Source organism: Alteromonas ulvae (assembly GCF_048987005.1).
Classification (GTDB): domain Bacteria; phylum Pseudomonadota; class Gammaproteobacteria; order Enterobacterales; family Alteromonadaceae; genus Alteromonas.
Genome location: NZ_CP185261.1, coordinates 2298817 through 2323745, shown reverse-complemented (window position 1 = coordinate 2323745; position 24929 = coordinate 2298817). Strand labels below are relative to the sequence as shown.

Here is a 24929-nt window from a genome sequence, read left to right as displayed (position 1 = left end):
GAATGGATTGCGGGAAACAAAATCGGGTTTCCTGTACTTATAGCGCATTACATCAATGGCAGTGGCAGATAATTTAAAGGTTTTATAAACGTTATGGCGCGATTAACAGGGGTTCAGCGAGTGTGGGAAGCAGGCATGATAGTCGCTTGCGTTTTCGCCTTTTTCTTATTGCTGGCACTAGCATCTTTTCATCCTGGCGATCCTGGATGGAGCCAAGCCGGGCTTCAGCTCGATGTACACAATTGGGTAGGGGCCACTGGCGCATGGGTTGCCGATTTATTGCTGTTTTCTTTTGGCTTTCTTGCCTATTTATTGCCTTTTGGTGCAGCGTTCTTGGGCTGGTTTCTTTTTCAGCATATTAAAGAGCTTGATGAATTTGACTACTTAACCATAGGTCTTCGCATTATTGGCGGTTTACTTATGGCACTGGGTGCAACGGGTATTGCGAGTATCAACTTTGACGATATTTACAACTTTTCTGCTGGGGGCTTTGTTGGAGACGTTATAAGTTCTGCACTAGTTCCCTATTTTAATACCGCGGGTACAATCCTCCTCTTACTCTGCTTTTTTTGCACGGGGTTTACTTTGCTCACCGGTGTTAGCTGGCTTTTGATAATTGACAAAATAGGCGAGGGCGCTCTGTGGCTTACCAGAAAAACGATTAGTGCACCCCAGCGGTTACTGTCTTTTGAGATGCCGCGCTTAGCGCTAACCAGTAATGTTAAGGATAATACCGCTTCATCAGGTGAGCTTGATATTACGACCATGCGCGCTGAGCCTGCTTATGAATCTGAATCTGAATCTGACTCTGACTCTTATTCTGGCTCTGCTCATGGACAGGGGCAGGAGAGGGGAGCGCAACCTGCTGCGCCTTCACACAATGCACACAATGATAGTGCGGCGAATCAGCGTCATGCACCCTCTGAGAGACAGGAACCACGCTTTACGGTAAACACTGCTACTCACCATACCAGCCAGTCAGATGAAGAGAGCGAACCGCCATTCTATTCTCACACCGACGATACCGACGAGCCCTCAGCGCATTCTAAGGATATCGAAAGTGAGCCGAAAAAGTCGCCATTTTCTTTCTCAGGCATGAGCGCGGCGGTCAAAGCTAAAGTGGGGCTAGGTGAGTCTGGAAATTCCGCTGAGCCAAGTGAAGAGAGTAGGTTGGGTGAAGGTGCTGATTCGAGTAACGAATTAACTTCTAACGCAATAAGCTCTGCCACTTTCAGTGAAAGCACAAGAAAAACTGAGCCAACCATCGGTGACTTTGACGAGTTTGATGAGTTTAACGCAGACATGCCTTACGCTAGCGACGAAGAAGACACAGTGAGCTCGCATATTCAACCTCCGTTAGAACCGACAATGGCTCAAAAAACGGTAGATACCTCTGTACAACAACCGTTTTCCCCAGCGGCAGTGGGTGCTAAGCCTATGAAGGCAAGACAGGAAATTGATGAAAACATGGCGCCCATGCCATCGTTTGATTTGCTAGAGCGGGCCGATAAACACGAAAACCCTCTTACCCAAGAAGAGATTGAGGGTATATCTCGCCTGGTTGAGGAAAAGTTAGCCGACTTTAATATTGAAGCCACGGTAGTGGGTGTTTATCCGGGGCCTGTTATTACGCGCTTTGAGCTTGATTTAGCGCCGGGAGTTAAGGTAAGTAAGATTACCGGTTTGTCGAAAGATTTGGCGCGGGCAATGTCCGCTATGTCGGTGCGTGTTGTTGAGGTTATCCCTGGTAAATCAGTTATTGGACTGGAACTGCCAAACAAACAGCGTGAGATGGTTCGTTTAAGCGAAGTCATTAGCTGCGACGCGTTTCAATCGAATAAGTCGGCGCTCACCATGGTGCTTGGCGCAGATATATCCGGTAAGCCGGTTATTGTAGATTTAGCAAAAATGCCCCATGTATTAGTTGCTGGTACCACTGGCTCGGGTAAATCGGTAGGTGTGAACGTCATGATTTTGAGCCTGTTGTATAAAAGCACGCCTGAAGACGTTCGCATGATTATGATCGACCCTAAAATGCTCGAACTATCGGTATATGAAGGTATTCCTCACTTACTATCTGAAGTGGTTACCGATATGAAAGAGGCGGCAAATGCCCTTCGCTGGTGTGTGGGCGAAATGGAGCGCCGATATCGATTAATGAGTGCACTGGGCGTGAGGAACCTCAAAGGCTACAACGTTAAGGTTGAAGAGGCTAAGGCAAACGGAACGCCGATTAAAGATCCGCTCTGGAAAAATGAAGAGAGCATGGAAACTGAAGCGCCAGACTTGGATAAATTACCTGCTATAGTGGTTGTGGTGGACGAATTTGCCGACATGATGATGATTGTTGGTAAGAAAGTAGAAGAATTGATAGCCCGTATTGCACAAAAAGCGCGGGCCGCCGGCATACACCTTATTTTGGCCACTCAGAGACCTTCGGTAGATGTTATTACCGGATTAATAAAAGCAAACATCCCTACTCGTATAGCATTTCAGGTATCGAGCAAAATAGATTCGCGCACTATATTAGACCAGCAGGGTGCTGAAACCCTGCTTGGTATGGGTGATATGCTCTACCTTCCGCCAGGAAGCCCAGTGCCTACGCGAGTACACGGGGCGTTTGTAGACGATCATGAAGTGCATGCCGTGGTTGCCGATTGGCAGAAGCGTGGCGAACCCGAGTACATCGATGAAATTCTAAATGGCGAAGCATCTGCTGAAGTTTTACTGCCTGGTGAACAACCTGAAGGCGAAGAACAGGAGTTTGATGCATTCTACGATGATGCCGTTGCATTTGTTACAGAAACACGCCGTGCAAGTGTGTCTAGCGTGCAGCGTAAATTCAGAATTGGTTACAACCGCGCAGCGCGTTTAGTTGAACAAATGGAGGCGAGTGGGGTCGTAAGTGCACAGGGGCACAACGGAAATCGCGAAGTCATAGCGCCGCCCCCAATAAAGGAATAACGATATGAAGAACGAAGCAATGTACCTTGTACGCAGTGTGCTTTTAGTGGCTGCTGGCGCGACAAGTTTTGTATCAAATGCCCAAACACAGGCTTCAGCCGAAGGGGCTCCAATTCAACAAACATTAGCTCAACAAATACCAGATAAGGCAACAAATGCCGCTAGTGCAGGTATTGAAAATAGTCAATCAGCGGCAGCTATAACGAGCACTAAAGCGGCTCTTCAATCAAATGCTGCTCCTGAATTAACGAGCGATATTGATACTAACGACACATCTGCGTTAAAAGCACTGCTTAGTGATATGCGTCAGTTTCGGGCTAGCTTTGCTCAAACCGTTGTGGATGCTCAGCAAAATGTAGTACATGAAGCACAGGGCGTGCTTGTGATGACACGTCCTGACAAGCTGCGTTGGGAAACTACTTTTCCAGACGAGACGCTACTGATAGCCGACGGCGAAGCCGTGTGGAATGTAGACACATTTGTAGAGCAGGTTACTGTACTATCTCAGGCTAACGCCATTAAAGACAACCCTGTCATGTTACTCACCTCTAATGATGACAGCACGTGGTCGATGTTTTCAATTAGTCAGCTTGATAATGCGATATCGAAGCTGTTAGAACAAGAAAACAGGTCAGGACAAGAAAACACGTCAGGTTTGCGCAGCTTTCAAATAACGCCTAAGCAGCAGGGCGGACAGATACTCACGCTTACCCTTACTTTCAACAGCGACAATGAGCTTGCTGCGTTGACCATGCTAGATGCTCAACAACAAATAAGCACGCTGACATTCAGTGATATAGAAACCACTTTCCCACTTGCCGCTGATACGTTTGAAGTTGAAGTGCCAGACAGTTTTATTATCGATGACCAACGTTAATCAGGCATTCGCCCCGCTGGCCGCGCGGATGCGGCCGTCGATCATTGAAGAATACAGTGGGCAATCTCACCTTTTAGGCCCTGACAAGCCCCTTCGTAAAATGCTAGAAGCGGGTCACTGCCATTCGATGATTTTGTGGGGGCCTCCTGGGACAGGAAAGACAACCTTAGCAGAGCTCATCGCCGAATATACTAACGCTACAGTGCTTCGTATTTCAGCGGTGACGTCTGGGGTAAAAGACATTCGTGCGGCCATGGACAGTGCACAAGACAATGCACGTTACAATCAGCGTACGCTATTATTTGTTGATGAAGTGCATCGTTTTAATAAAAGTCAACAGGATGCGTTTTTACCCTTCGTTGAATCTGGTGTTGTGACTTTTATCGGTGCAACCACGGAAAACCCGTCTTTTGAGCTAAACAATGCATTGCTATCGAGGGTAAGAGTTTACGTTCTTAAGCCACTTGAAAATGAAGCTTTGGCCGAGTTGGTAGAACGCGCCTTAGCCAATGCGCAAAAAGGGCTAGGCGAACGACATTTAACAATTTCAGCGCCAGCAAAACAAGCCCTTATCGACTTAAGCAGTGGTGATGCCAGACGCCTTCTCACCTATTTAGAATTATCTGCCGATTTTACCAGTAATGATGAAATTGCTATTGGAGACATTGAGCAAGCCGTTGGTCAAAAAGTGGCGAGCTACGATAATAAAGGCGATACGTTTTACGATCTCATTTCCGCTTTTCACAAATCGGTAAGAGGTTCAGACCCTGATGCAGCGCTTTACTGGTATGCCCGCATTTTAGACGGTGGTGGCGATGCCCTTTACGTTGGCAGGCGTTTGCTAGCCATTGCTTCAGAGGATATTGGCAATGCTGATCCGCGGGCCATGCAGCTTTGCATTAATGCTTGGGATACATTTCATCGCGTGGGCCCCGCTGAAGGGGAGCGGGCTATCGCGCAGGCCGCCGTATATTGTGCATTAGCCGCAAAGAGCAATGCGGTTTACATGGCGTTTAGTGCAGCAAAGGCATTAGCGAGAAAAACGTCAGATGCGCCAGTGCCTATGCATTTACGGAATGCTCCCACGTCGCTAATGAAAGAACTAGGTCATGGTGATGGTTATCGCTATGCACATAATGAGCCAAATGCCTTTGCGGCAGGCGAGACCTACCTGCCAGATAGTATTGCGGGGACGCGCTTTTATGAGCCAAGCGAACGAGGCTTAGAAAAGGCGCTTAAAGCGAAACGAGATTTCTTAGACAGCTTAAATTCACAGAGCAAGAACAGACGATAAAGGGGTAAAGCGTGTCATATGGCGTATCACAAAGCCTAACATTGTACTGTTTTATCGCCGCGGGCGGCGCGACAGGTGCATGTTTACGCTATTTTGTTACCACAACGGTAGATTCTTGGTTTGGAAAAAACATGCCGTTTGGTACACTAACGGTAAATGTCATTGGCTCATTTGCGCTGGCGCTTCTTTATGGCTTGATAGAACGTCACGATTTGAGCGATTCGCCATACCGCGCACTACTAGGTGTGGGGTTATTAGGCGCATTTACAACATTCTCAACGTTTTCCATTGAAACGCTAACGTTGTTAGAAAATGGGCTGTGGCTGAAGGCTATGGCAAACGTATTTCTTAATGTTGGCGCTTGCTTAATAGCAGGGTGGCTGGCAATTGAATTGATGAAAGGATAAGTAGGAACGCATGTTAGATCCAAAGTGTTTGCGAAGCGATATAGAACAAACTGCCGAACGTTTGGCTGCCCGTGGTTTTAAGCTTGATGTGGCAGCATTTAGTTCGCTTGAAGAAAAAAGAAAAACACTTCAATCCAGAACGCAGGATCTGCAGAACGAGCGTAACGTGCGCAGTAAGTCTATTGGTAAAGCGAAGGCACAGGGCGAAGACATTGCGCCTTTGCTAGCTGAAGTTGGTAAGCTCGGTGATGAGCTTGATTCAGCAAAAGCTGAGTTAACGGCGTTGTTGGAAGAAATCACAGTAATGACACAAGGCATTCCTAATTTGCCTGACGAGTCTGTGCCACAAGGTGAAAACGAAGATCACAATGTAGAGATATCACGCTGGGGCCAGCCTAGAACGTTTGATTTTGAAGTGAGTGACCATGTAGATATAGGCGAGCGCTTAAACAATGGCCTCGATTTTTCTACAGCAAGCAAAATTACCGGTAGCCGCTTTGTTGTCATGCGTGGCGATGTTGCACGTTTAAATCGGGCGATTGCGCAGTTTATGTTAGATGTGCATACCGGTGAGCACGGCTATCAAGAGATGTATGTGCCTTACTTAGTAAACTCTGACAGCCTGTACGGCACAGGTCAACTTCCTAAGTTTGGTGAAGATTTGTTTCACACTCAGCCAGCAACTGAAGAAGGACAGGGGCTATCCCTTATTCCTACTGCAGAAGTGCCACTCACTAACATCGTGCGCGATGAGATAGTAGACGCTAAATCGCTACCAGTGAAAATGACTGCCCATACACCGTGTTTTCGTTCTGAGGCAGGCTCATACGGTCGCGATACGCGAGGCCTTATTCGTCAGCATCAATTCGATAAGGTGGAGTTGGTACAACTAGTAAAACCTGAAGATAGCTTTGACGCACTTGAGGCGCTTACTAGTCACGCAGAAGCGATCCTGCAAAAGCTTGAATTACCCTACCGTAAAATGTTGCTGTGCACGGGCGATATGGGCTTTGGTGCGTGTAAAACCTACGACTTGGAAGTGTGGTTACCCGCCCAAAACACCTATAGAGAAATTTCTTCATGTTCTAACATGTTAGATTTCCAAGCCCGTCGTATGCAGGCTCGCTTCCGCAATCCTGAAACCAACAAGCCTGAGTTGCTTCACACATTGAATGGTTCAGGTTTAGCAGTAGGGCGTACATTGGTTGCTATTTTAGAGAATAATCAGCAAGCCGACGGCAGCGTAACGGTGCCTAAAGCGCTAGTCCCTTACATGGGTGGTGTTGAAGTACTCAAGCCTCAGTAAAACTGGTAGCTTTGCAACACTAAGTAAACACTGTTTATAGCTACTCGCACTTGTTCAGTTTTTAAAGTCTCGTACTAAAAAGTCTCGTACTAAAAAGTCTCGTACTAAAAAGTCTCGTACTAAAAAGTGTTGTATTAAAAAGTTTTTTAATTAAACGTACAATAAAGGCCTGATGGTTTCTACCTCAGGCTTTTTTTTATTTGCTGGCTTAATCGGTTATGCGTAACGAGGATCTTGGCTAAATATCATCCTATTTGCTAGGAAATTGTAATTCGTATTTGAAGTCGAATAAGTGTGGAAAACATGGAGGCTATATGTGCGGTTTTATTCAACGAGAGACAAACGCCCCCGCGGTTTTAGAACTGCTTGAGGAGGTGGGATTAGGTGACACTATTCCGCTTTTTAACGATGAGGCACAGCATAGCGATACACTCAATTTTTATCCGGCATTTGGCAAAGCGGCAGATAAACGTATCACTAACCTTATCGTGGATAATAAGCGCACTATAGACGCAACGTGGTGGTTTGACGCAAGTCCACAAGGCGACACACTAGAGCTTGGTGATCGCACCACCTTTAATGCAAGAAATTTAGATAGTCCATACTGGCATAAAGCGATATCTAAACGGCGTGGTGTTGTTGTCGCTACTGCAGTGGGAGAGTCTAATCCTTGTGCTAAAGGTAAATCACAGTATTTAATGCGTGCTACCAGCGGCGCCATGCTGCTGGGGGTGGTCTATCGAATGTTTAGCAATGGATGCTTTTCATGTGCAGTGGTAACGCGGCCGCCAAGGCCTGATTTTAGCCAGTATCACGAAAAATCCATTCCTTGTTTCTTACCCCACGATAAAGAAGTCATTAACGCTTGGCTTGGGAATGAGGACCACGGAGCTGTCGATGAACTATTGTCGAACCCCAAAATTTACTGCGACCTAGAAGTCACTAAAGTGAAAACCTTTAAAAGCGGCGAACCTTTAGCACCCGCAGCTATACTGCCGGCTTCCACACGCTAAACAGGCTAGACCGCAAATAAGGGGTAGTGGACAAAAGCTGCTGTGTCTGTGAAAGAGTTCTCTTTTGTGATGTTGTAATAATAGTCTCTTATAGAGTGCCAGTGGCACTATTTGGGCACGACATATTAGAGAAGGGCATATTAGGGAGTGATACTTCAGGAAAGGGCATAGTAGAAAAGTACTTAATAATAGAGGCGTTATAGGCAGCGCGCAGGCTTTGGTAGGCCAGCTAGCTTTGTTGCCTGTTTGGCCGGGCCTTTCTTAAACAGACGCTGTAAATAGCGACTATTGCCTTTTTCAGGGCCAAACTTGTTTGCCATGGCTTTAACCAAAGCTCTAATAGCGGGACTTGTTTCGTACTCTTCATAAAACTCGCGAACAAAACGAACAACTTCCCAGTGTGCGTCGCTTAGCTCAATATTTTCTTCTTGGGCCAGTAAGGGCACCATTCCCTCATCCCACATCGTATAATCTAGCAGGTAACCGGCTTTGTCTGTTGGAATTTCGTTTCCGTTGTAGGTAAAGCTAAACGTATCTTGTGACATATTTCTCTCGTTCGTCTTTCTCTTAGGTTTTTCTCTTAGGTCTATCTGTTGGCTTTTATCGTAGCGAATTCTTGTAAGGCTATTTCGAAGCGTCTTCTAACAGGTCATTTCTGTGCCACGATTTCTTCTTGGTCGGCCATATCACCTTTTTAAACCATCAAATACGCTTTACCAAATACAGTCCACCCACTCTTTAACGCAAACCAATCTAACCCGTAAACTCAAAGCGTAACCCATTGTTGATGACGATTCACTAGCTCTGCAAATTCTCGGTGATTGATTATCGAAACATTGTTCACAACACACGCACCTCGAAGTTCTAAATCTGCTTTTACTGCAAAAAGCATAGCTTTGCTGGGGCATGCTCCGGCTTCGTTCGACAACGCTTTACGCTGAGTTAATAGTGCCGCGGTGCTGGATTGTGCGAAGACGCCATCGCCAGAAAATATAATGATGGGCGGCGAGTCAGTGGCGTGATCTGTTTTAAAACCGGCATCACTGGTCGCCACCTTATTTGCATTTAAATTTGTATCGAAAGCGGCTTTAATTAACGCTTTATTGCCGTTTGAAAGCTGTGTACTGGTAATATTAATAATCATTAGAAGGTTACCACGTGATCAGCACGTTGAATTAATGCCAGACGCTGTGAAGCGCTTAGCAGTTGTCCTTCGAGTTCTTTTATTAATCCGGTATTTAAAAGTACGCTATCGAGTGGAAAAGCGTCGAGGCTATCTTTACAGATAAAGCATTCTTCAATATCAAAAAAAGGCAAAGAGGCTAAACGTTTACTGTGGTTTTTTATCCCTTTTGTTGATGCTGTTTGTACAAGTTGTAATACCCCTTCACCTTCAAAAAGAATCTGTACCGTATGCCCATAATTGGTTGCTGCCAGCGCAAAGTCTAGCCCGTCTTGACTAAACGCGCTGCCATAAGGGCTACGGGTGAATCGGATTAGTAAACTCGCCATTAAAATTGTACCAACCTAGTGCAATCATGTAATTCAGTAAAAAACTCGCCCAAGCCAGCTTGAATAAAAGGAGCAGTTAAATTCGCAGAAGCAATGCCGTTATTCACCGCTTCTTGTTCGCTAACAATTCCGCGTTTTACAGCAGCGGTAATGCATACTAACAGTTTTACATTATTGGCTTCAGATAGCTTTTTCCACTCACCAAAGCTAAAGCACTCACCACCAGTCTCAAGCATAAGGTTATTGGTATGATAAACCCCATCGCCATAAAAGAAGACATTATTAACAGTGCTGCCACTATCAATCACGCCAGCAATAAACTGAAGCGCACGAAGTGCACTGTCGCCATGAAAGGGCGATGAGGTAATTAAAACTGAATATTGCGCCATAAAAAGTGTTCCAAACAAAAACACCCCGATTAAGGGGTGTTTATTTTACGTATTAAACGCTTGTTTAGTCGTCGCCGCCAAATGCACCTAGAAGGTGAAGTATCGCAGTGAACAAGTTGTATATGTTCAGGTAAAGCGACACAGTAGCGCGAATATAGTTTGTTTCACCACCGTGAATAATACGGCTAGTGTCAAATAAGATGAAACCAGACATAATGAACACGATAGCTGCACTAATTGCTAGGCTTACCGCTGGCACTGCAAAGAAAATGTTCGCAATTGCAGCAACAAGCACTACTACTAAACCTACCACCAAAAAGCCGCCCATAAATGAGAAGTCTTTCTTAGTAGTAAGCACATAGCCCGATAGGGCGAAAAACACTAATGCTGTTGCACCTAATGCTTCCATAATTAGACCTGGTCCCGCCACGCCAAGATAGAAGTTTAAAGTGTAGCCAAGGGACGCACCCATTAACCCTGTGAATGCAAACACCCAAAAAATGCCTGATGATGTATCGGCTTTCTTCTGAACGACAAATAAAGTGATAAATGCGCCTATGGTCATGCCTAATGACATCATAGGAGAAATTCCTACTGCCATTGCGACACCTGCACAAACTGCACTAAACGCTAGTGTCATCGCAAGCAGCATGTAGGTGTTGCGTAGAACCTTGTTCGTCTGCAATACCGATGGTTGAGATGCACTAGAATACATCGAACGTTGATCCATTGTTTCCTCCAATAGGACTATGATATGACCACAACTGGTACACTTGTAATTAGTGTATGTTGTATGGGTTTTAGTTCCCATTTTCAAGTAGTTTCAGATGAAAATGATGTTATGTGCTTATAAAATCATCCATGATAGGTACGATTTAGTGTATTTGTCTGATTTGTAAGCACTTGAATAACTTTTTTCATTTTTCCCTTTACAGCAAAAAAAATATCATTAAGATACGCATCACTTCTGGAGAGTTGGCAGAGCTCGGTTTAATGCACCTGACTTGAAATCAGACGTGGGGTCAAACCCACCGGGGGTTCGAATCCCTCACTCTCCGCCAGACTAGAGAAACCCGCACACTGTTGCGGGTTTTTTTATGCCAAAAGAAAATAAAGCCACTAGCAGGCACGATTAGACTTTTGACTAAGACTACAGTCGCATTGTTACCCTCATTAGACCTGTTTACCCTTGCGCTTCCTTTTAGCAACCCACAGGTGTTTTGTGTCTCAAGATAGCGCTTCATATCAAGAACTGCATAAGCCAAGTCACTCTTTCGAAACCCGAGATGATTATCTCAATCACGAATTACAAATACTGTCTGTGAAACGCTGGCGTCCAAATCTTCCTTTTAAAGATTACCGCATCGAGTGGGAAGACTTTATTCCAGGCATGGCAGCTACTATCGGTAAAATTGTCATGGTTGCAGCAGTGGTAGGGGCTTTCGCTGCACCACTTGGTTTATCGCCTGAATTTGTCATAGAGAACGTTCGCTTTGAGCTACTTATCGCCGCCGTTTTGTTTGTGGTTCTCATATCCGGTTTTTTAAATCCATCGGCTAACTTGGCCGGCACCCACGGGCCTTTATTACCTCTGGTGCCTTTAATGGTTGCATCGGGTGGTCATCCCATGGCGTTAGGGTTATTAATTGGCGTACTGGGCTTTTTATTGGGGATCACCAAAGGGGGAAGCCTGCTTGCAAGGCTAACCAGTAACGGTGTGTGCGGCGGTCTTTTACTGTATCTCGGCTTTATTGGTATTACTGGGCAGGTAAAAAAACTGTTTGAGTGGGCCGAAGCTTTCAATATGGGCTATGTGGCGTTTGTTGTATTAATTGCCACTATTGTAATGTTTGCTTGGCTCGAGCACATCAAAAAGCGCTGGTTAGCCATTCCTCTTGGGGCCGTTATGGCGGCGGTGATCGCACTTGCGATGGGCGCGCCTTTTGAATTCACGACCACTCCAGGTATGCCAAATTTAAACCCAGCCTATTGGTGGGGTGAGAATACCGGTTGGCAGCTAGGGTTACCCGATTGGTCTCATTTTGTTGCCGTATTACCTTTTGCTGTGTTGGCAGTGGCTATGTGGTCACCGGATTTTCTCGGTCAGCAAGTGTTTCAAAAACTGAGCTATCCTAAAAATAGTGAAAATGCGTACATGAACATAGATGACACTATGATTGCTGCGTCTAGTCGACAAGCAATAGGCTCAGCGCTTGGAGGTGGCAATATTGCCTCATCATGGGGAACCTATATTATTCCAGCGTCAATTGCTCGCAGGCCTATACCCGGTGGCGCATTAATAACAGGGCTGTTGTGCGTGATAGCTGCAATTTGGGGCTATCCCATGGACTTGGCAATTTGGCCTCCAGTGCTGTGTGTCGCTCTTATTGTTGGCGTGTTTCTGCCTCTTATGGAGGCTGGCATGCAAATGACCCGAGAAGGCAAAACAACCCAATCTGCCGCGCTTGTTGTCATCAGTTCTGTACTGGTGAACCCCGTATTTGGATGGTCGTTTACCATGCTGCTCGATAACCTCGGCATTGTAGGGTGTAAAGAGCGAGCGTTAGATCTTGGAAAGGCGGGTAGATGGCTAATACCAGGCATCACTTTTATCGTGCTGTGTACGGTAATGGCGCTGATTGGCATGTTTCCCGGTGTGCCGGCCATCATGTCGTCTTTTCGTGTTTAGTTTTTTTATCCCAATGGGGGGTATCGTCAAAAAATTCACATAAAAAGTTGATAAACACCTTAAGCTTTGAAGAAACCAGCTTACGGTGAGGGTATACGGCATAAAGTGATATAGACTGTGGAACATAGTTTTCTAGTATGGACACCAGTTCGCCGCTTTGTAGCGCCTTAGATACAATAAATGTAGGTTGCAGTACATAACCCTCGCCGTGCTTTGCTACGGCAGCAAGTACTTCTCCGTTATTGGCTGTTAATCGAGGTGCGTGCTTTTGCGCATTTGTTCTCAACGCCTGTATGAGTTCCGATTTGTCGTTGTCGTAATTAACATGTGCATATTCGAGATAATGCTCTGGACGCAGTTCGCATGGGTGCTGTGGAGTGCCGTACTTCTTTAAGTATTGTGGTGATGCGCAAACAGCAAGTTTTATCGTCGTTACCTTTTTAGCAATCAGGGAAGAATTGCTGAGTACGCCTGCGCGCAATGCTACATCTAACCCTTCTTCCACCACATCCACTTTTCTATCGTTCAACTGCAGGTTGATAGACACGTCGGGATATTGGGTTTGGAATTGACCAATACAGTCTGATAAGTGAAGGGTGGAAAATGAGACCGGCGCGCTAATGCGCAGTGTTCCCTTTACTTGAGAATTCAACAGTCCAAGCTGGCCTTCCATATCATTGACACTTTCAAGAATATGATTAGCGTGCTGTAAGCATTGATAACCGGCCTCAGTTAAATGAATCTTTCGAGTGGTTCGGTTGAAAAGACGCGCGTCGAGACGCTTTTCAAGCTGATTGATATATTTGCTAACGAGTTGATTAGACATATCGAGTTTAGATGCAGCGTTAGTAAAGCTGCCTTCGTTCACTACCACGACAAACGTCTTCAATAGATCTATTCGGTCCATAACCATAGCCTCTCAGTCATTTTTCACTAATTATTCATTTATTTTTTATAAAGGATATTGAAAACAAAATATTGATAATAATTCAACAAGCACACTATTTATTCAAGATATGTTGTTAGTTATTATTCTTCCCATCTTGAGAGCAGAGCTAAATGACAGGCACTCATGACTTCTTAATTGTAAATCTATTGGAGATTAAAAAATGAAAAGTTCAATACTAAAAAGCGTAATCGCAACTAACAACAGCATCGCCAACTTTGCATTGCGCCTACCAGTAGGCATTATTTTAGCTGCACATGGCAGTCAGAAGCTGTTCGGGGCATTTGGCGGATACGGATTAGAAGGTACGGGTCAGTGGATGGAGAGCATTGGCTTAGCGCCTGGCTTTTTAATGGCGCTATTGGCTGGAAGTGCTGAATTTTTTGGCGGTATAGCGTTAATACTCGGTTTATTAACTAGACCTGCGGCAATGGTAAGCGCCTTCACCATGATTATTGCCATTGTGACCGTTCATGGCAGTAACGGGTTATTTATGAGTAACAACGGATACGAATTTGCGCTATCACTGCTCGCTATTACTGTGGCGTTGGCCATACTGGGTGGAGGAAAGTATTCAATAGATAGCACCATAGTAAAAAAATTCGAGTAATCAGAAAATTAAGAATAGCTTTAGTTCATTATTAGTCATTATGCTAGGCCCTAAGCCGCTATTTTGAAATTGAAGTGAAACCGAATAGAGGCTAGTCGTCGCAATAACAAGTGCGAATTGCTCAATTTTTGTTATTACAAATCAAAATATAATCACATTGTTCATCAATTCGTCAGTTGATTGATTTTGTTGAAATAGGGGCTTTACAGGGCAGGCAAAATCATTATCATACGCACCACTTGAGGAGAGTTGGCAGAGCTCGGTTTAATGCACCTGACTTGAAATCAGACGTGGGGTCAAACCCACCGGGGGTTCGAATCCCTCACTCTCCGCCATATTGAAAGAAACCCGCACAATGTGCGGGTTTTTTTTCACCTGTAACAAACACTCATTACACTGACTCGTTATACTTTCACTTCAAACCACGGCCTCTTAATTTCATTCACTGGGGTATGTCAGTGATACATCACTGTTTTCACTATTTTTAGAGAAGAACTTTTGATCTCAACCAATGCATGTAGGGTATTTAAGGTTCATCCCATCATATAGCTCCGTTGTAAAACCAATACAGAAAAGTCTGATAATGCAGCGGATTTTTGCTACAACTAGTATATAACGAAATATTAATGCTTTTTGCGTCGGCATTAGAAGCGATGCTCCATGTCTTCCTTAGGAGTAGACAGGCAAACATTAATAAAAGAATAAAAACGAGGAATATATGCAGGCAATGTCAACGCTCAAACTAAACGAAGGTTCTGTTGAGCAAAAACGTATGGAAGTGAAAACGTATTTTCTCGACTCATTCGATACCTATGAATCACTTTTTTCATGCTTAAGCAGTGATGAGGCTTTTTACCAGCGCCCTGAACGGCTTCGTCATCCGCTGATTTTCTATTTTGGCCACACAGCAACATTTTTTATCAACAAACTCATTCTTTCCAAAGCAATAAATGAACGGATAAATCCTCGTTTTGAATCATTGTTTGCCATCGGCGTAGATGAAATGAGCTGGGACGACCTCAATGACAACAACTACGATTGGCCAACCGTTGATGAAGTAAGAGCATACCGAGACCAAGTGCGTACACTGATGTGCGATCTCATTGATACTATAAACTTCACCATGCCAATAGATTGGGAAAGCCCCATGTGGCCAATTGTAATGGGTATCGAACACGAGAGGATCCACCTTGAAACGTCTTCAGTGCTTATTCGTCAGCTACCGCTTTCGTTTGTTAAGTCTCAAGATTCCTGGCCTCGCTGCACCGCATCTGTGACTAGCCTAGATAAGGTACCAGTGAACGGTTTTGTTAATGTGTCTTCTGGCGATATTTCTCAAAATAAGTCTTGGGATAATCAATACTATGGCTGGGACAACGAATATGGCACGCTCAAGGAACATGTGAACGATTTTAAAGCGTCCCAATTTTTGGTGAGCAACGGCGAATTTTTGTCGTTTGTCGAAGACGGTGGCTACGAAAACGAAGAATACTGGGAAGAAGAGGGCAATAACTGGCGCCTTTATACCAAAGCAACGCACCCGTTGTTTTGGTATAAAACCGACTCTGGCTTCACGTATCGAAGCATGACTGAAGAGTTTCCGTTGCCATTAGACTGGCCAGTTGACGTGAATTATCACGAGGCAAAAGCGTTTTGTAATTATAAAAGCACGATAAGCGGAGAGATTATTCGCTTACCCACTGAAAATGAATGGTTGCGAATGCGTGACGAATCTGGTCTTTCTCAAGCGGTGTACCGTGAAGGTTTCAATATCGCACTTCAAAAGTATGCATCAAGCGAGCCGGTAAACACAAACCAAACCGGAGAGTTTTATGACGTAGTGGGTAATGTATGGCAATGGACGGAAACGCCCATTTATCCTTTCGATGGTTTTAAAGTGCATCCGTTATACGATGACTTTACCACGCCAACCTTTGATAACAAGCACAACCTAATTAAAGGCGGCAGTTGGATATCAACGGGTAACGAGGCAATGAAAGACAGTCGTTATGCGTTTAGACGTCACTTCTTCCAGCACGCTGGATTTCGATATGTACAAGGTGAGAGTGTAATTCAAGTGAATGATTTAGATTATGAAAGTGATACTCAGGTATCGCAGTACAGCGAATTTCATTATGGTGACGAATATTATGGTGTTGCAAACTTTGCCAAAGCAAGCGCAGAGTTTTGTATTCAGCAAATGGCCGGTAGAGCATCAGCGAAAGCGCTTGATTTAGGCTGCGCAGTAGGGCGCTCCACGTTTGAGTTAGCGACCCATTTTGACCACGTCGATGGCGTTGATTTTTCAGCACGTTTCATAAAAACCGCATTTTCCATGCAAGAGCGCGGGGAAGTGCGTTATAACCTTATTGAAGAAGGTGAATTAACGTCATTCAAATGTCGTAAGTTGAGTGCTATGGGTCTTGAAAATACCGTAGACAAGGTCTCATTTTCACAAGGCGATGCCTGTAACCTTAAACCTCAGCTAACAGGGTACGACCTCATCTTTATGGGTAACCTGATTGATAGAGTGTACAGCCCACGAAAAGTACTTGCGGATATGAGCGAACGCTTAAACCCTGGTGGTCTTCTTATTATTGCTAGTCCATTCACTTGGTTAGAAGAATACACAGAGCGTAACGAGTGGCTTGGTGGCTATAAAGATGAGAACGGTGAGACGTTGAGTTCTACTGACGCACTTGAACAAGCGCTAAGCCCCAATTTAGTTCGCGTTGGACAGCCGCAGGACATTCCATTTGTAATTCGAGAAACTAAGCGCAAACATCAGCATACGCTGTCTGAATTTAACGTTTTTGAAAAAAGGTAAAGAACAGCAATGCCTTGCAGTATGGATAGTCTCGGTAAGGATAATAGCGGCACGGAAATTAGCGATTTGAACAGTAGCGATAGGAATAGCCCCAATAGCGCACAGGCAGGCGCACAGGCAGGCGCACAGGCGGGCACAATGACAGAGGCAGGCGCAGTGCCTGCCGAGTTTCTTGTTTATCAAAATGTATGGGAACGGGTTAATCCACATGAATATGACGCATCTTGTAGGCTCAAGTTTTCCGCTGTTTCTAGCAGATACCCACAGGCTCCTGCCGATACCATTGCGATGTGGATTGCCGATATGGACACCAAGCCATTACCAGAGATTTCAGCTGTTATAGCCGAACACGTTCAAAGTGCATATGGTTATCAAGAGATCGATATTGGTGAGGCGGTACAGGGGTGGTTTGCAGAACAGCGTTGCGCTGAAGATTCAGGCTTTGGGAACTTAGGCTGGGTAAACGCAAATTCAGTGATAAGTGTAGCAAGTGCCATTGGTGCAGTAGATGTGGCACTCAAAACGTGTTGCGCTTTTGGGGATGAGGTAATGGTGCTAACGCCTACTTATGGTCCCCTTCTTGATTGCATCAATAGCAACCATTTAAAAGCCAACGCTATTCACGCAGTGCGTGATGAGAATGGCGATGACATCATTGAACTTAGCTCGCTATCTAAAAACGCCACTGCGTTTGTTTTGTGTCATCCTAATAACCCAACTGGCCAAGTGCTATCAACATCTTGTCAAACTGATATTATTCGGTTTTGCAAAGAACATGACATACTTATTGTTACCGACGAGGTGCACAGTGAATTTGGATTTTTAAGCAACGACGAACCGCTACCGATACCGCTTTTCGGTTCCAACTGCGGTGATGTTGCTCACAAAGACATAATTCATATTAACAGTGTGTCGAAAGCCTTTAATTTAGCTGCCATTCCAGGCGCTTCCTATGTCATTATTGAAAGCGCGGAACTAAGAGCAAAATACAGTGCTGCCATAGCCTCTAGACACTTTGAAGCAGGTTACTTATCGCAAGTTGCGCTTAAGGCAGCTTATGGTATTGGTCGTAATTGGCTAAATAATATTCGCAAGGCACTGGGTCTTAATCGTAAGCTTGTGGATTATTACCTCGAGCAAAACAATATTGACTGTGATTATACAATGGGTAAGGCAGGCTATTTTTTATGGCTTAACTTGTCGAGAACAATCACCTGCGATGGCGATAAACAAAACGTGTTTGAGATAACAAAAAAAAGTGTATTTAATCCTGCTTCATCTTTTAATAATTGCGTTCAGCGCGGCGTGATAGGCAGTGATGGCAATCAATTCAATGCATCTGGGTGGATTCGACTGAACCTTGCTTGCCACCCACTGCAACTCGTAGATGCGCTAAATAGGTTGTTTTTTCGACATCTCAGCACAGGCTTATAGCGTAGCGATATAAGTTGTCAACAAATACTACTTTTAACATCGCTTCACGAAATGCCATCTCATGGTATCATTAAGTAAAAGATAGACGTAAAAGGTGAGCGCTAGAGCTCTCATTAACATTAAGCTATGCGCAAAATCATAAATAAAAAGCCGTGTTAACGCAGGTGTAAACACAAGGGCAGTCGCAAAGACAGTGAGATAAACAAGTGATCAAAATTATCCTAGTGGACGACCATGAATTGGTGAGAACCGGGATCCGCCGTATTTTGGAAGATGTTGCAGATTTTAAAATTCTCGCAGAAGCTAAAAGTGGTGAAGATGCGGTTCAGTTGTGCAGAAAGAATGCGCCAGATGTAATACTCATGGACGTTAACATGCCGGGGATAGGCGGGCTGGAAGCAACGAAGAAAATAGTTCGAATGGCTGAAAATACGCGAGTTATTTGCTTATCTATGCATACAGAAAGTCCAATACCTATGCAGGTGATGGAAGCGGGTGCGTTTGGTTTTTTGACCAAAGACGCCGAGCCAGAAGAAGTCATCCGTGCTATTCATAAGGTAATGGCCGGGCAAAAATACGTCGATAGCGACGTGGCAAATAGCATAGCGGTAGGTCGACTCTCTCCCCGCTCAGATAATCCGTTTAACGAACTTTCATCACGGGAATTGAGCATAGCGATGCGGTTAACTAAGGGAAAACGCGTCCCAGAAATTGCCAGCGAATTAAGTATCAACCCCAAAACTGTGAATACCTATCGCTATAGAATGTTTGAAAAGCTCGGTGTTGCCACCGATGTTGAACTCACTCACCTTGCCCTACGTCATAAGCTCATCGACCCTAATTTGTTATAGGTGTAAACGTTTCACACTATGTCTGCATTTGATTCAGCAGCGTTTCTCAAAAATTTAACGTCGCAACCTGGGGTGTACCGAATGTACAGCCAGCAGGACGACGTTATTTATGTTGGAAAGGCAAAAAATTTAAAAAAACGTGTCTCCAGTTATTTTCGAACTAATGTAGATAATGCCAAAACGCGCTCGTTAGTTAGTCAGATTGCGCATATGGACGTTACCGTTGTTAACAGCGAAACCGAAGCGTTTCTGTTAGAAAATAATTTTATTAAAAAGTATAAGCCACGCTACAACGTAGTGATGCGCGATGATAAATCTTACCCGTTTATATTTCTCTCTGATCACGAACATCCACGTTTATCATTTCATCGCGGCCCACAAAAGAAGAAGGGTGAATACTTTGGTCCTTATCCCAGTGCATGGTCGGTAAGGGAAAGTTTAAGGTCAATGCAGCGGATCTTCCCGGTTCGACAGTGTGAAGACAGTTACTACCGAGCTCGCAGCCGCCCGTGTTTGCAATATCAAATGCAGCGTTGTAGTGCCCCATGTGTTGAGGGCCATGTATCAGATGAAGAATACAAAGAACAGGTGAATTTTGCCCGCCTGTTTTTGAAAGGCAAAAATCAGCAGGTGATTGGTAGCTTAGTTGAGAATATGGAAAAGGCGAGTGAATCGCTTAACTTCGAAGCGGCAGCTAGGTACAGAGATCAAATCAATGCACTACGAAAAGTGCAAGAGCGTCAGTGGGTAGCCGGTACTCAGGACGAAATGGATGTGTTCGGCTTCGCATTTAAAGGCAACATGGCCTGTATACAGGTGATGTTTATTCGTGAAGGTCAGCTATTGGGCAGCAAAGCATTTTTCCCAAAAGTACCCACTATTGCTGATGAAGATGAAGTATTCGAATCATTCTTCCTTCAGTTTTATCTTGCCGGCAACAAAACCATACCAAAACAGATTGTGTTGGCGAATACGTTAAGTGATGAATCAGCAATTTCCGCTGTGCTCAGTAGTGAAGCAGGGCATAAAGTCACCTTTTTTAAAGGTGCTCGCGAAGAAAAGCGACAATATTTGGAGTTAGCGCAAACCAACGCAGAGTCTGCGCTTGATGCGCAATACAGCCAACAAAAATCAGTATTTGCGCGGTACCTCGATTTAGAGGCGGCGATGGAAGTAGAGAGCCCCATTCAGCGTATGGAATGCTTCGATATCAGTCATACCTCTGGTGAGCAAACCGTGGCTTCCTGTGTGGTGTTTAATAGAGAAGGGCCGTTAAAGAGCGACTACCGCCGTTATAATATCGAAGGGATAACACCTGGCGATGATTATGCGGCGATGGCGCAAGCATTAAAACGCCGATACAAGTCAGTGAAAGAAGTCCAAAAAATACCTGATTTATTACTGATTGATGGTGGTAAAGGTCAACTTGCGCAAGCCGAGTCGTTTTTTGAAGATTGGCCACACGATAAAAAGCCCATGTTACTGGGTGTTGCAAAGGGCACCACACGAAAGCCGGGATTAGAAACTCTTATATTGGCAGGCAGTCACGACGTACTGCCAATGGATAGCCATTCTCCGGCGCTTCATTTAGTGCAGCATATACGTGATGAGTCTCATAGATTTGCGATAACAGGGCATAGGAATAGACGCCAGAAAGTGAAAACCACTTCTAGTTTAGAATCTATACCTGGTATTGGTGCAAAACGCCGCCAAACGCTATTGAAATTTATGGGCGGTTTGCATGGCCTTAAGAAAGCGAGTAAAAACGAAATTGCCAATGTACCTGGTATTAGTCAAGAATTAGCCGACACTATTTACGACCACCTGCACCAATAACAAAGCGACTGGCAAGCATTGCTGATTAAATTAAGGTAAGGTGTGTGAAATTATAGGCCGTGAAGGCTAGCGGTAAAAATGCCCCGTTGGCAAAACCTGAGATATTTCTTTTATGTGGAATGTTCCAAACTGCATTACTTTATTTAGAGTAATTTTAATTCCTGTATTCGTTGTTGTTTACTTTTTAGATTGGCGTTGGGCCCACGAGGCCGGTGCATTTGTGTTTTGGCTTGCCGCCATCACGGATTGGTTTGATGGTTATCTCGCAAGAAAGCTCGAGCAGTCGACGCCATTCGGCGCCTTTCTCGACCCCGTCGCGGATAAGCTTATCGTTGCTACTGCATTGCTTATGATTACCCATAGTTATGCCACTCTGTGGATCACGCTGCCTGCAGTGGCCTTACTGGTACGAGAAATATATGTGTCAGCGCTGCGGGAGTGGATGGGCTCTAGTGGTGTTCGCGACGCAGTAAAAGTATCATTTATTGGTAAAGCGAAAACCACAGCGCAAATGTTAGCGTTAATCGGTTTGCTTTCAGGGCTTGAAACTTTCATGGGCTTCCCGATTTATTGGGTGACTTTAGGTTATATTCTTCTTTATATCGCAGCAGTGCTGTCAATTTGGTCAATGGTTGTTTACACAAAAGCGGCATGGCCACACTTGAAAGGTGTCGCGTCAAACTAAAATTGATCGCGCTTTAACCAAGTCGAATAAAAAAATAGCAAACGAACGTTAAAACATGCATTTATCTCAATTTAAACGTTTTTTCGTATTGACAGTTTTGAATGGGTAGGTAAAATGCATCCCACATTTCGAGAGGACATAAACCTAACGAAATGTACGATTTTAAAGTGCGGGAATAGCTCAGTTGGTAGAGCACGACCTTGCCAAGGTCGGGGTCGCGAGTTCGAATCTCGTTTCCCGCTCCAAAATCGCTGGCATCATGTAGTTGTATTTTTGAAGTATCAATTAACACTGCAGTCAGATTACTACGGCGGAATGGCAGAATGGCTATGCAGCGGATTGCAAATCCGTGGATCTCGGTTCGACTCCGGGTTCCGCCTCCATAATCTGTAACGCCACATCAGGTTCTACGCCTGACACCTCGCTGAAAAGCAACCCAATGCCCGGGTGGTGAAATTGGTAGACACAAGGGATTTAAAATCCCTCGCTGGTAACAGCGTGCCGGTTCAAGTCCGGCCCCGGGCACCACTTTTTGATTTTATCTCTCATATTAATCAAACATATCTTAGTTTTTGGATTGAATGGTTGCAATTCTCGCATGTCACCCTGTTTAGTTTTGACATTACAGCCTTGATGACTCCTAAACATTCAATGAATATCACGAAAATTTCGTTTTGTCCGGTACCTCTTTCAAAATTAAATAGTAATACTGTGACGCAGTGTATGATTTGGACTTACATTCCAGTAACTGAATTTCAAATAATTCAACAAAGCTATCGCTAGTTGTAATAGTTCATTCGATATATAGTGGTCAAAAGTGTTTTTAGGGACTAATTTTGAACATACATAAATCGACCAAGCGTATCGCAAAAAGAGTAAGTAAGGGCTTTCAGGGCTATCCACAAATTATTCTTGAATACTTCGGTGAGTTAAAGGACTGCCCATGTGAAGTGCTCGTCTCGTTTATTTCTGAAGAGGGGGAAGCCGCTCAAGAACAAACATTTCGTAGTAAAGGTGACGCAAGAAAAGACGAAATAATTCAGACTACGTTGTTAAAGGTGATAGAGCGAGCAGACGCAAAAACTGTGTCAGAAGTTGCCGGTATTTCGATTAAAAAATAACGTTTATTTAAAAATTATCTTCTCGACAATACCGCAACCACTTGGGCGACTGAAACGCCTATTTGGAAGGAGGTTTTCAGACGTCCTCTACTGAAACGCTACTCTGATGCTGCGTCTTTGAGGGGCTTCATTTTATCTTCAATATCTGAGACTTCTTGCTCTGTCAGCGACGTCTCAAGAGGGGCTGGCTTGCCATATAAGTACCCTTGTAAATAGTCCGCTCTGGCGTCTTTTAACCACTGGGCTTCATCGTCTGTTTCCACGCCCTCTGCAATCACCTCAATACCACTGCGGTTGGCTATTTGAATAAGACTATTCACGATGTTCTGCTTGTAACTGTCGTTATGGACATTCCTTACGAGCTCCATGTCTATCTTCACAAAATCAGGGCGTAAACTTTGAAGTAAGTTAAGACCGGACCACCCAGAGCCAATATCATCAAGGGCTATTTGAAAACCGGCATTGCGATAGAATGCTAAAATACCTTTCAGGTGGTTTATGTCTGAGGCCCGGTGGGTTTCCGTTACTTCAAACACAATGTCAGATGGCGATAGACCAATGTCACTAATTGCTGCAGCGGTCGCTCTTAAGCAGTAAGAGGGGTCGTAGATGCTGGATGGATTAAAGTTGATAAATAATTTAGTTCTTAATTTACCCCTTGCTGCGCATTCTACCGCAGAGCGACGTGCAACCAAATCGAGAGAGAACAAAAGGTCAGATTTTTCTGCAAGTTGAAACGCTAATGCTGGCGGTACGATTGAGCCAGTATCGTCGCGAACCCTAAACAATCCTTCATTTGCAAAAACGTGTCCATCTATTGCGCTAACAATGGGTTGAAACCATGTTTCGTAACGCTGTTTTTCAATACTCTCCACCAGCCATTTTGCTTGATATCGATTAACCAATACTTCAAGGGTCACCATACGGCCCATATCGTCAATAGAGGGCTGTTGATCGTGTGACGCAGTGGTAACCTTAGTATTTTCTTTTTCTTTTGATTCTAGCGCGCCATTGAGGGACATGATGAATCTTTGAATATTTGGACGTTCTACTACGCAAGAAATGCAGTGATCAGACTGCTGAGTCGCATGAATCTCCATTGAACCACACATTCCTGCAACTTTTGAAAAGGTCTCTAAGGTCGGGACGAAGATCCAAAAGTGAGTGGTCTCAAAAAAATAGTCGTCAATAGATTCGCAGTCGGCGCAGTACATAAGTTATTCCAAAAACATGGTGTATGGGTATGGTTACACTAGTGACAGTGTTTTGGTTTCCTATGTAATGAAATTCTTATAATTAGCTTTTATAGACTGTTATATCTAATTAGTAAGTAGCTTTGTATTGACAGGTGAATGACGGCAAGTGTGATACTATTCACAATAGTATTGATCGTCCATTGGTAAGGGTAACCGTTGAACTCAGTTATGGCGCTGCGCGCACAAGAGCTGTTAAAAGCAGAGCGCCCATTTCATGCTAGAGGAAGCAAAGTGAAACGCTGTGATGCGTGCCTTCTGCCTATTCCTCAATGCATTTGCGCTTACAAACCTGAATTGGGCACGGATGTTGCCGTGTTAATTCTCATGTACAAGGGTGAGTACTTCAAGCCCACGAATACAGGTCGGTTAATTGCCGATGTGGTGAAGGAAAACTACGCGTTTTTGTGGCACCGCACTGAGCCAGCCGCAGAAATGCTAGCAATGATTAATAACCCGGCATATCAGCCTGTCGTGGTGTTTCCCCACGAATATGCCAACGAAATCCACCGCATTGACAAACCGCCTGTTGCGAGTGACAAAAAGCTTCTTTTTATTTTTCTCGACGGTACCTGGCGCGAAGCTAAAAAAATGTTCAGTAAAAGTGGTTACCTTTCAAACTTGCCCGTTTTAGGGGTGAACCTTGATGGCTCATCTAATTATTTGCTGCGTGAGTCATCGCATATGTTTCAACACTGCACCGCAGAAGTTGGGGTGCACATATTGGCAATGGCTGAAGAAAAGGAAGGGGCAGAAAAGCTTGCTCAGTATTTCAGTATTTTCCGGCGAGAATATGTAAAAGGAAAACCCCACTTGCGCGACAAATTAGATTTTGCCAGTGCGCAGGTGAAGTAATACGTTTACAAGCCTAAGCATTATTTGCGACACTCTGTTCGCTACAATTTTTTCAACTAG

22 protein-coding genes and 5 tRNA genes are annotated in these 24929 nt (G+C 44.5%); 20 read left to right on the top strand and 7 right to left on the bottom strand.

The window, feature by feature from the left end:
- Window positions 1–93: 93 nt before the first annotated feature.
- The 6 genes from ACOJR9_RS10145 (at window position 94) to ACOJR9_RS10120 (ending at window position 7861) form a co-directional block, all read left to right on the top strand.
- A complete protein-coding gene (locus tag ACOJR9_RS10145; protein ID WP_420932880.1) occupies window positions 94–2964 on the top strand; it encodes a DNA translocase FtsK in 2871 nt (956 codons plus the stop codon).
- A gap of 4 nt (window positions 2965–2968) precedes the next feature.
- The gene (gene lolA, locus ACOJR9_RS10140; RefSeq protein WP_420932879.1) at window positions 2969–3841 is read left to right on the top strand and encodes an outer membrane lipoprotein chaperone LolA; all 873 of its coding nucleotides are present in this window, start codon (window positions 2969–2971) and stop codon (window positions 3839–3841) included.
- Window positions 3828–5135 (top strand): replication-associated recombination protein A, encoded by a 1308-nt coding sequence (locus ACOJR9_RS10135; RefSeq protein WP_420932878.1) that lies wholly within the window; start codon window positions 3828–3830, stop codon window positions 5133–5135. Before lolA ends, ACOJR9_RS10135 begins: the two co-directional genes overlap by 14 nt.
- 11 nt (window positions 5136–5146) lie before the next feature.
- Window positions 5147–5542 (top strand): fluoride efflux transporter CrcB, encoded by a 396-nt coding sequence (gene crcB / locus ACOJR9_RS10130; RefSeq protein ID WP_420932877.1) that lies wholly within the window; start codon window positions 5147–5149, stop codon window positions 5540–5542.
- Window positions 5543–5552: 10 nt separating this feature from the next.
- Complete coding sequence (serS, locus tag ACOJR9_RS10125; RefSeq protein ID WP_420932876.1) at window positions 5553–6848, top strand: serine--tRNA ligase; 1296 nt, start codon at window positions 5553–5555, stop codon at window positions 6846–6848.
- Window positions 6849–7162: 314 nt separating this feature from the next.
- Entirely contained in the window at window positions 7163–7861 is a 699-nt protein-coding gene (locus ACOJR9_RS10120) for an SOS response-associated peptidase family protein (protein WP_420932875.1), read from the top strand.
- A gap of 197 nt (window positions 7862–8058) precedes the next feature.
- Here the strand turns inward: ACOJR9_RS10120 and ACOJR9_RS10115 are convergent, their stop codons facing one another.
- The 5 genes from ACOJR9_RS10115 to ACOJR9_RS10095 form a co-directional block, all read right to left on the bottom strand.
- A complete protein-coding gene (locus ACOJR9_RS10115; RefSeq protein WP_420932874.1) occupies window positions 8059–8406 on the bottom strand; it encodes a TusE/DsrC/DsvC family sulfur relay protein in 348 nt (115 codons plus the stop codon).
- A gap of 221 nt (window positions 8407–8627) precedes the next feature.
- Window positions 8628–9005, bottom strand: coding sequence for a DsrH/TusB family sulfur metabolism protein (locus ACOJR9_RS10110; protein WP_420932873.1), 378 nt, complete (start codon window positions 9003–9005; stop codon window positions 8628–8630).
- On the bottom strand, window positions 9005–9373 hold the full coding sequence (locus ACOJR9_RS10105; RefSeq protein WP_420932872.1) for a DsrE family protein: 369 nt from the start codon (window positions 9371–9373) through the stop codon (window positions 9005–9007). Before ACOJR9_RS10105 ends, ACOJR9_RS10110 begins: the two co-directional genes overlap by 1 nt.
- Entirely contained in the window at window positions 9373–9762 is a 390-nt protein-coding gene (gene tusD, locus ACOJR9_RS10100; protein ID WP_420932871.1) for a sulfurtransferase complex subunit TusD, read from the bottom strand. The genes ACOJR9_RS10105 and tusD overlap by 1 nt, the downstream gene beginning before the upstream one ends.
- A 64-nt stretch (window positions 9763–9826) precedes the next feature.
- The gene (locus tag ACOJR9_RS10095; RefSeq protein ID WP_420932870.1) at window positions 9827–10492 is read right to left on the bottom strand and encodes a Bax inhibitor-1/YccA family protein; all 666 of its coding nucleotides are present in this window, start codon (window positions 10490–10492) and stop codon (window positions 9827–9829) included.
- A 239-nt stretch (window positions 10493–10731) separates the two neighbouring features.
- On the opposite strand from ACOJR9_RS10095, the gene ACOJR9_RS10090 reads away from it, so the two are divergent.
- Window positions 10732–10823: transfer RNA gene (locus ACOJR9_RS10090), tRNA-Ser, on the top strand.
- Window positions 10824–10984: 161 nt separating this feature from the next.
- Window positions 10985–12451 (top strand): DUF3360 family protein, encoded by a 1467-nt coding sequence (locus ACOJR9_RS10085; protein WP_420932869.1) that lies wholly within the window; start codon window positions 10985–10987, stop codon window positions 12449–12451.
- Here ACOJR9_RS10085 and ACOJR9_RS10080 read toward each other — a convergent pair.
- Window positions 12429–13358 (bottom strand): LysR substrate-binding domain-containing protein, encoded by a 930-nt coding sequence (locus ACOJR9_RS10080; protein WP_420932868.1) that lies wholly within the window; start codon window positions 13356–13358, stop codon window positions 12429–12431. The genes ACOJR9_RS10085 and ACOJR9_RS10080 overlap by 23 nt on opposite strands.
- A gap of 202 nt (window positions 13359–13560) precedes the next feature.
- Between ACOJR9_RS10080 and ACOJR9_RS10075 the strand changes: the two genes are divergently transcribed.
- The 11 genes from ACOJR9_RS10075 (at window position 13561) to ACOJR9_RS10025 (ending at window position 22761) form a co-directional block, all read left to right on the top strand.
- Entirely contained in the window at window positions 13561–14007 is a 447-nt protein-coding gene (locus ACOJR9_RS10075) for a DoxX family protein (protein WP_420932867.1), read from the top strand.
- 243 nt (window positions 14008–14250) lie between these two features.
- Window positions 14251–14342: transfer RNA gene (locus ACOJR9_RS10070), tRNA-Ser, on the top strand.
- A 383-nt stretch (window positions 14343–14725) separates the two neighbouring features.
- A complete protein-coding gene (gene ovoA, locus ACOJR9_RS10065; protein WP_420932866.1) occupies window positions 14726–16834 on the top strand; it encodes a 5-histidylcysteine sulfoxide synthase in 2109 nt (702 codons plus the stop codon).
- Between the two features lie 9 nt (window positions 16835–16843).
- On the top strand, window positions 16844–18268 hold the full coding sequence (locus tag ACOJR9_RS10060; RefSeq protein WP_420932865.1) for an aminotransferase class I/II-fold pyridoxal phosphate-dependent enzyme: 1425 nt from the start codon (window positions 16844–16846) through the stop codon (window positions 18266–18268).
- A 206-nt stretch (window positions 18269–18474) separates the two neighbouring features.
- Window positions 18475–19119, top strand: coding sequence for a UvrY/SirA/GacA family response regulator transcription factor (uvrY, locus tag ACOJR9_RS10055; RefSeq protein WP_420932864.1), 645 nt, complete (start codon window positions 18475–18477; stop codon window positions 19117–19119).
- Window positions 19120–19137: 18 nt separating this feature from the next.
- On the top strand, window positions 19138–20955 hold the full coding sequence (gene uvrC, locus ACOJR9_RS10050; protein ID WP_420932863.1) for an excinuclease ABC subunit UvrC: 1818 nt from the start codon (window positions 19138–19140) through the stop codon (window positions 20953–20955).
- 112 nt (window positions 20956–21067) lie between these two features.
- The gene (pgsA, locus tag ACOJR9_RS10045; RefSeq protein ID WP_032096271.1) at window positions 21068–21640 is read left to right on the top strand and encodes a CDP-diacylglycerol--glycerol-3-phosphate 3-phosphatidyltransferase; all 573 of its coding nucleotides are present in this window, start codon (window positions 21068–21070) and stop codon (window positions 21638–21640) included.
- A 169-nt stretch (window positions 21641–21809) separates the two neighbouring features.
- Window positions 21810–21885 (top strand) — tRNA-Gly (locus tag ACOJR9_RS10040).
- Between the two features lie 64 nt (window positions 21886–21949).
- Window positions 21950–22023: transfer RNA gene (locus ACOJR9_RS10035), tRNA-Cys, on the top strand.
- A 58-nt stretch (window positions 22024–22081) separates the two neighbouring features.
- Window positions 22082–22168, top strand: a tRNA-Leu gene (locus ACOJR9_RS10030).
- A gap of 308 nt (window positions 22169–22476) precedes the next feature.
- Window positions 22477–22761 carry a hypothetical protein gene (locus tag ACOJR9_RS10025; RefSeq protein ID WP_420932862.1) on the top strand — a complete coding sequence of 95 codons (285 nt, stop codon included), beginning with the start codon at window positions 22477–22479 and terminating at the stop codon, window positions 22759–22761.
- 98 nt (window positions 22762–22859) lie between these two features.
- On the opposite strand, the gene ACOJR9_RS10020 is transcribed toward ACOJR9_RS10025, so the two are convergent.
- Window positions 22860–23861 (bottom strand): EAL domain-containing protein, encoded by a 1002-nt coding sequence (locus ACOJR9_RS10020; protein ID WP_420932861.1) that lies wholly within the window; start codon window positions 23859–23861, stop codon window positions 22860–22862.
- Between the two features lie 324 nt (window positions 23862–24185).
- Here ACOJR9_RS10020 and ACOJR9_RS10015 point away from each other — a divergent pair, with 324 nt between their 5' ends.
- Window positions 24186–24869 (top strand): tRNA-uridine aminocarboxypropyltransferase, encoded by a 684-nt coding sequence (locus ACOJR9_RS10015; RefSeq protein WP_420936100.1) that lies wholly within the window; start codon window positions 24186–24188, stop codon window positions 24867–24869.
- Window positions 24870–24929 lie beyond the last annotated feature (60 nt).

Bases quoted from the DNA above. Each gene is read 5' to 3' on its own strand.
- ACOJR9_RS10145 (WP_420932880.1), top strand. From the start codon at position 94: ATGGCGCGATTAACAGGGGTTCAGCGAGTGTGGGAAGCAGGCATGATA.
- lolA (WP_420932879.1), top strand. From the start codon at position 2,969: ATGAAGAACGAAGCAATGTACCTTGTACGCAGTGTGCTTTTAGTGGCT.
- ACOJR9_RS10135 (WP_420932878.1), top strand. From the start codon at position 3,828: ATGACCAACGTTAATCAGGCATTCGCCCCGCTGGCCGCGCGGATGCGG.
- serS (WP_420932876.1), top strand. From the start codon at position 5,553: ATGTTAGATCCAAAGTGTTTGCGAAGCGATATAGAACAAACTGCCGAA.
- ACOJR9_RS10120 (WP_420932875.1), top strand. From the start codon at position 7,163: ATGTGCGGTTTTATTCAACGAGAGACAAACGCCCCCGCGGTTTTAGAA.
- ACOJR9_RS10115 (WP_420932874.1), bottom strand. From the start codon at position 8,406: ATGTCACAAGATACGTTTAGCTTTACCTACAACGGAAACGAAATTCCA.
- ACOJR9_RS10110 (WP_420932873.1), bottom strand. From the start codon at position 9,005: ATGATTATTAATATTACCAGTACACAGCTTTCAAACGGCAATAAAGCG.
- ACOJR9_RS10105 (WP_420932872.1), bottom strand. From the start codon at position 9,373: ATGGCGAGTTTACTAATCCGATTCACCCGTAGCCCTTATGGCAGCGCG.
- tusD (WP_420932871.1), bottom strand. From the start codon at position 9,762: ATGGCGCAATATTCAGTTTTAATTACCTCATCGCCCTTTCATGGCGAC.
- ACOJR9_RS10095 (WP_420932870.1), bottom strand. From the start codon at position 10,492: ATGGATCAACGTTCGATGTATTCTAGTGCATCTCAACCATCGGTATTG.
- ACOJR9_RS10080 (WP_420932868.1), bottom strand. From the start codon at position 13,358: ATGGACCGAATAGATCTATTGAAGACGTTTGTCGTGGTAGTGAACGAA.
- ACOJR9_RS10075 (WP_420932867.1), top strand. From the start codon at position 13,561: ATGAAAAGTTCAATACTAAAAAGCGTAATCGCAACTAACAACAGCATC.
- ovoA (WP_420932866.1), top strand. From the start codon at position 14,726: ATGCAGGCAATGTCAACGCTCAAACTAAACGAAGGTTCTGTTGAGCAA.
- ACOJR9_RS10060 (WP_420932865.1), top strand. From the start codon at position 16,844: ATGCCTTGCAGTATGGATAGTCTCGGTAAGGATAATAGCGGCACGGAA.
- uvrC (WP_420932863.1), top strand. From the start codon at position 19,138: ATGTCTGCATTTGATTCAGCAGCGTTTCTCAAAAATTTAACGTCGCAA.
- pgsA (WP_032096271.1), top strand. From the start codon at position 21,068: ATGTGGAATGTTCCAAACTGCATTACTTTATTTAGAGTAATTTTAATT.
- ACOJR9_RS10020 (WP_420932861.1), bottom strand. From the start codon at position 23,861: ATGGAGATTCATGCGACTCAGCAGTCTGATCACTGCATTTCTTGCGTA.
- ACOJR9_RS10015 (WP_420936100.1), top strand. From the start codon at position 24,186: ATGGCGCTGCGCGCACAAGAGCTGTTAAAAGCAGAGCGCCCATTTCAT.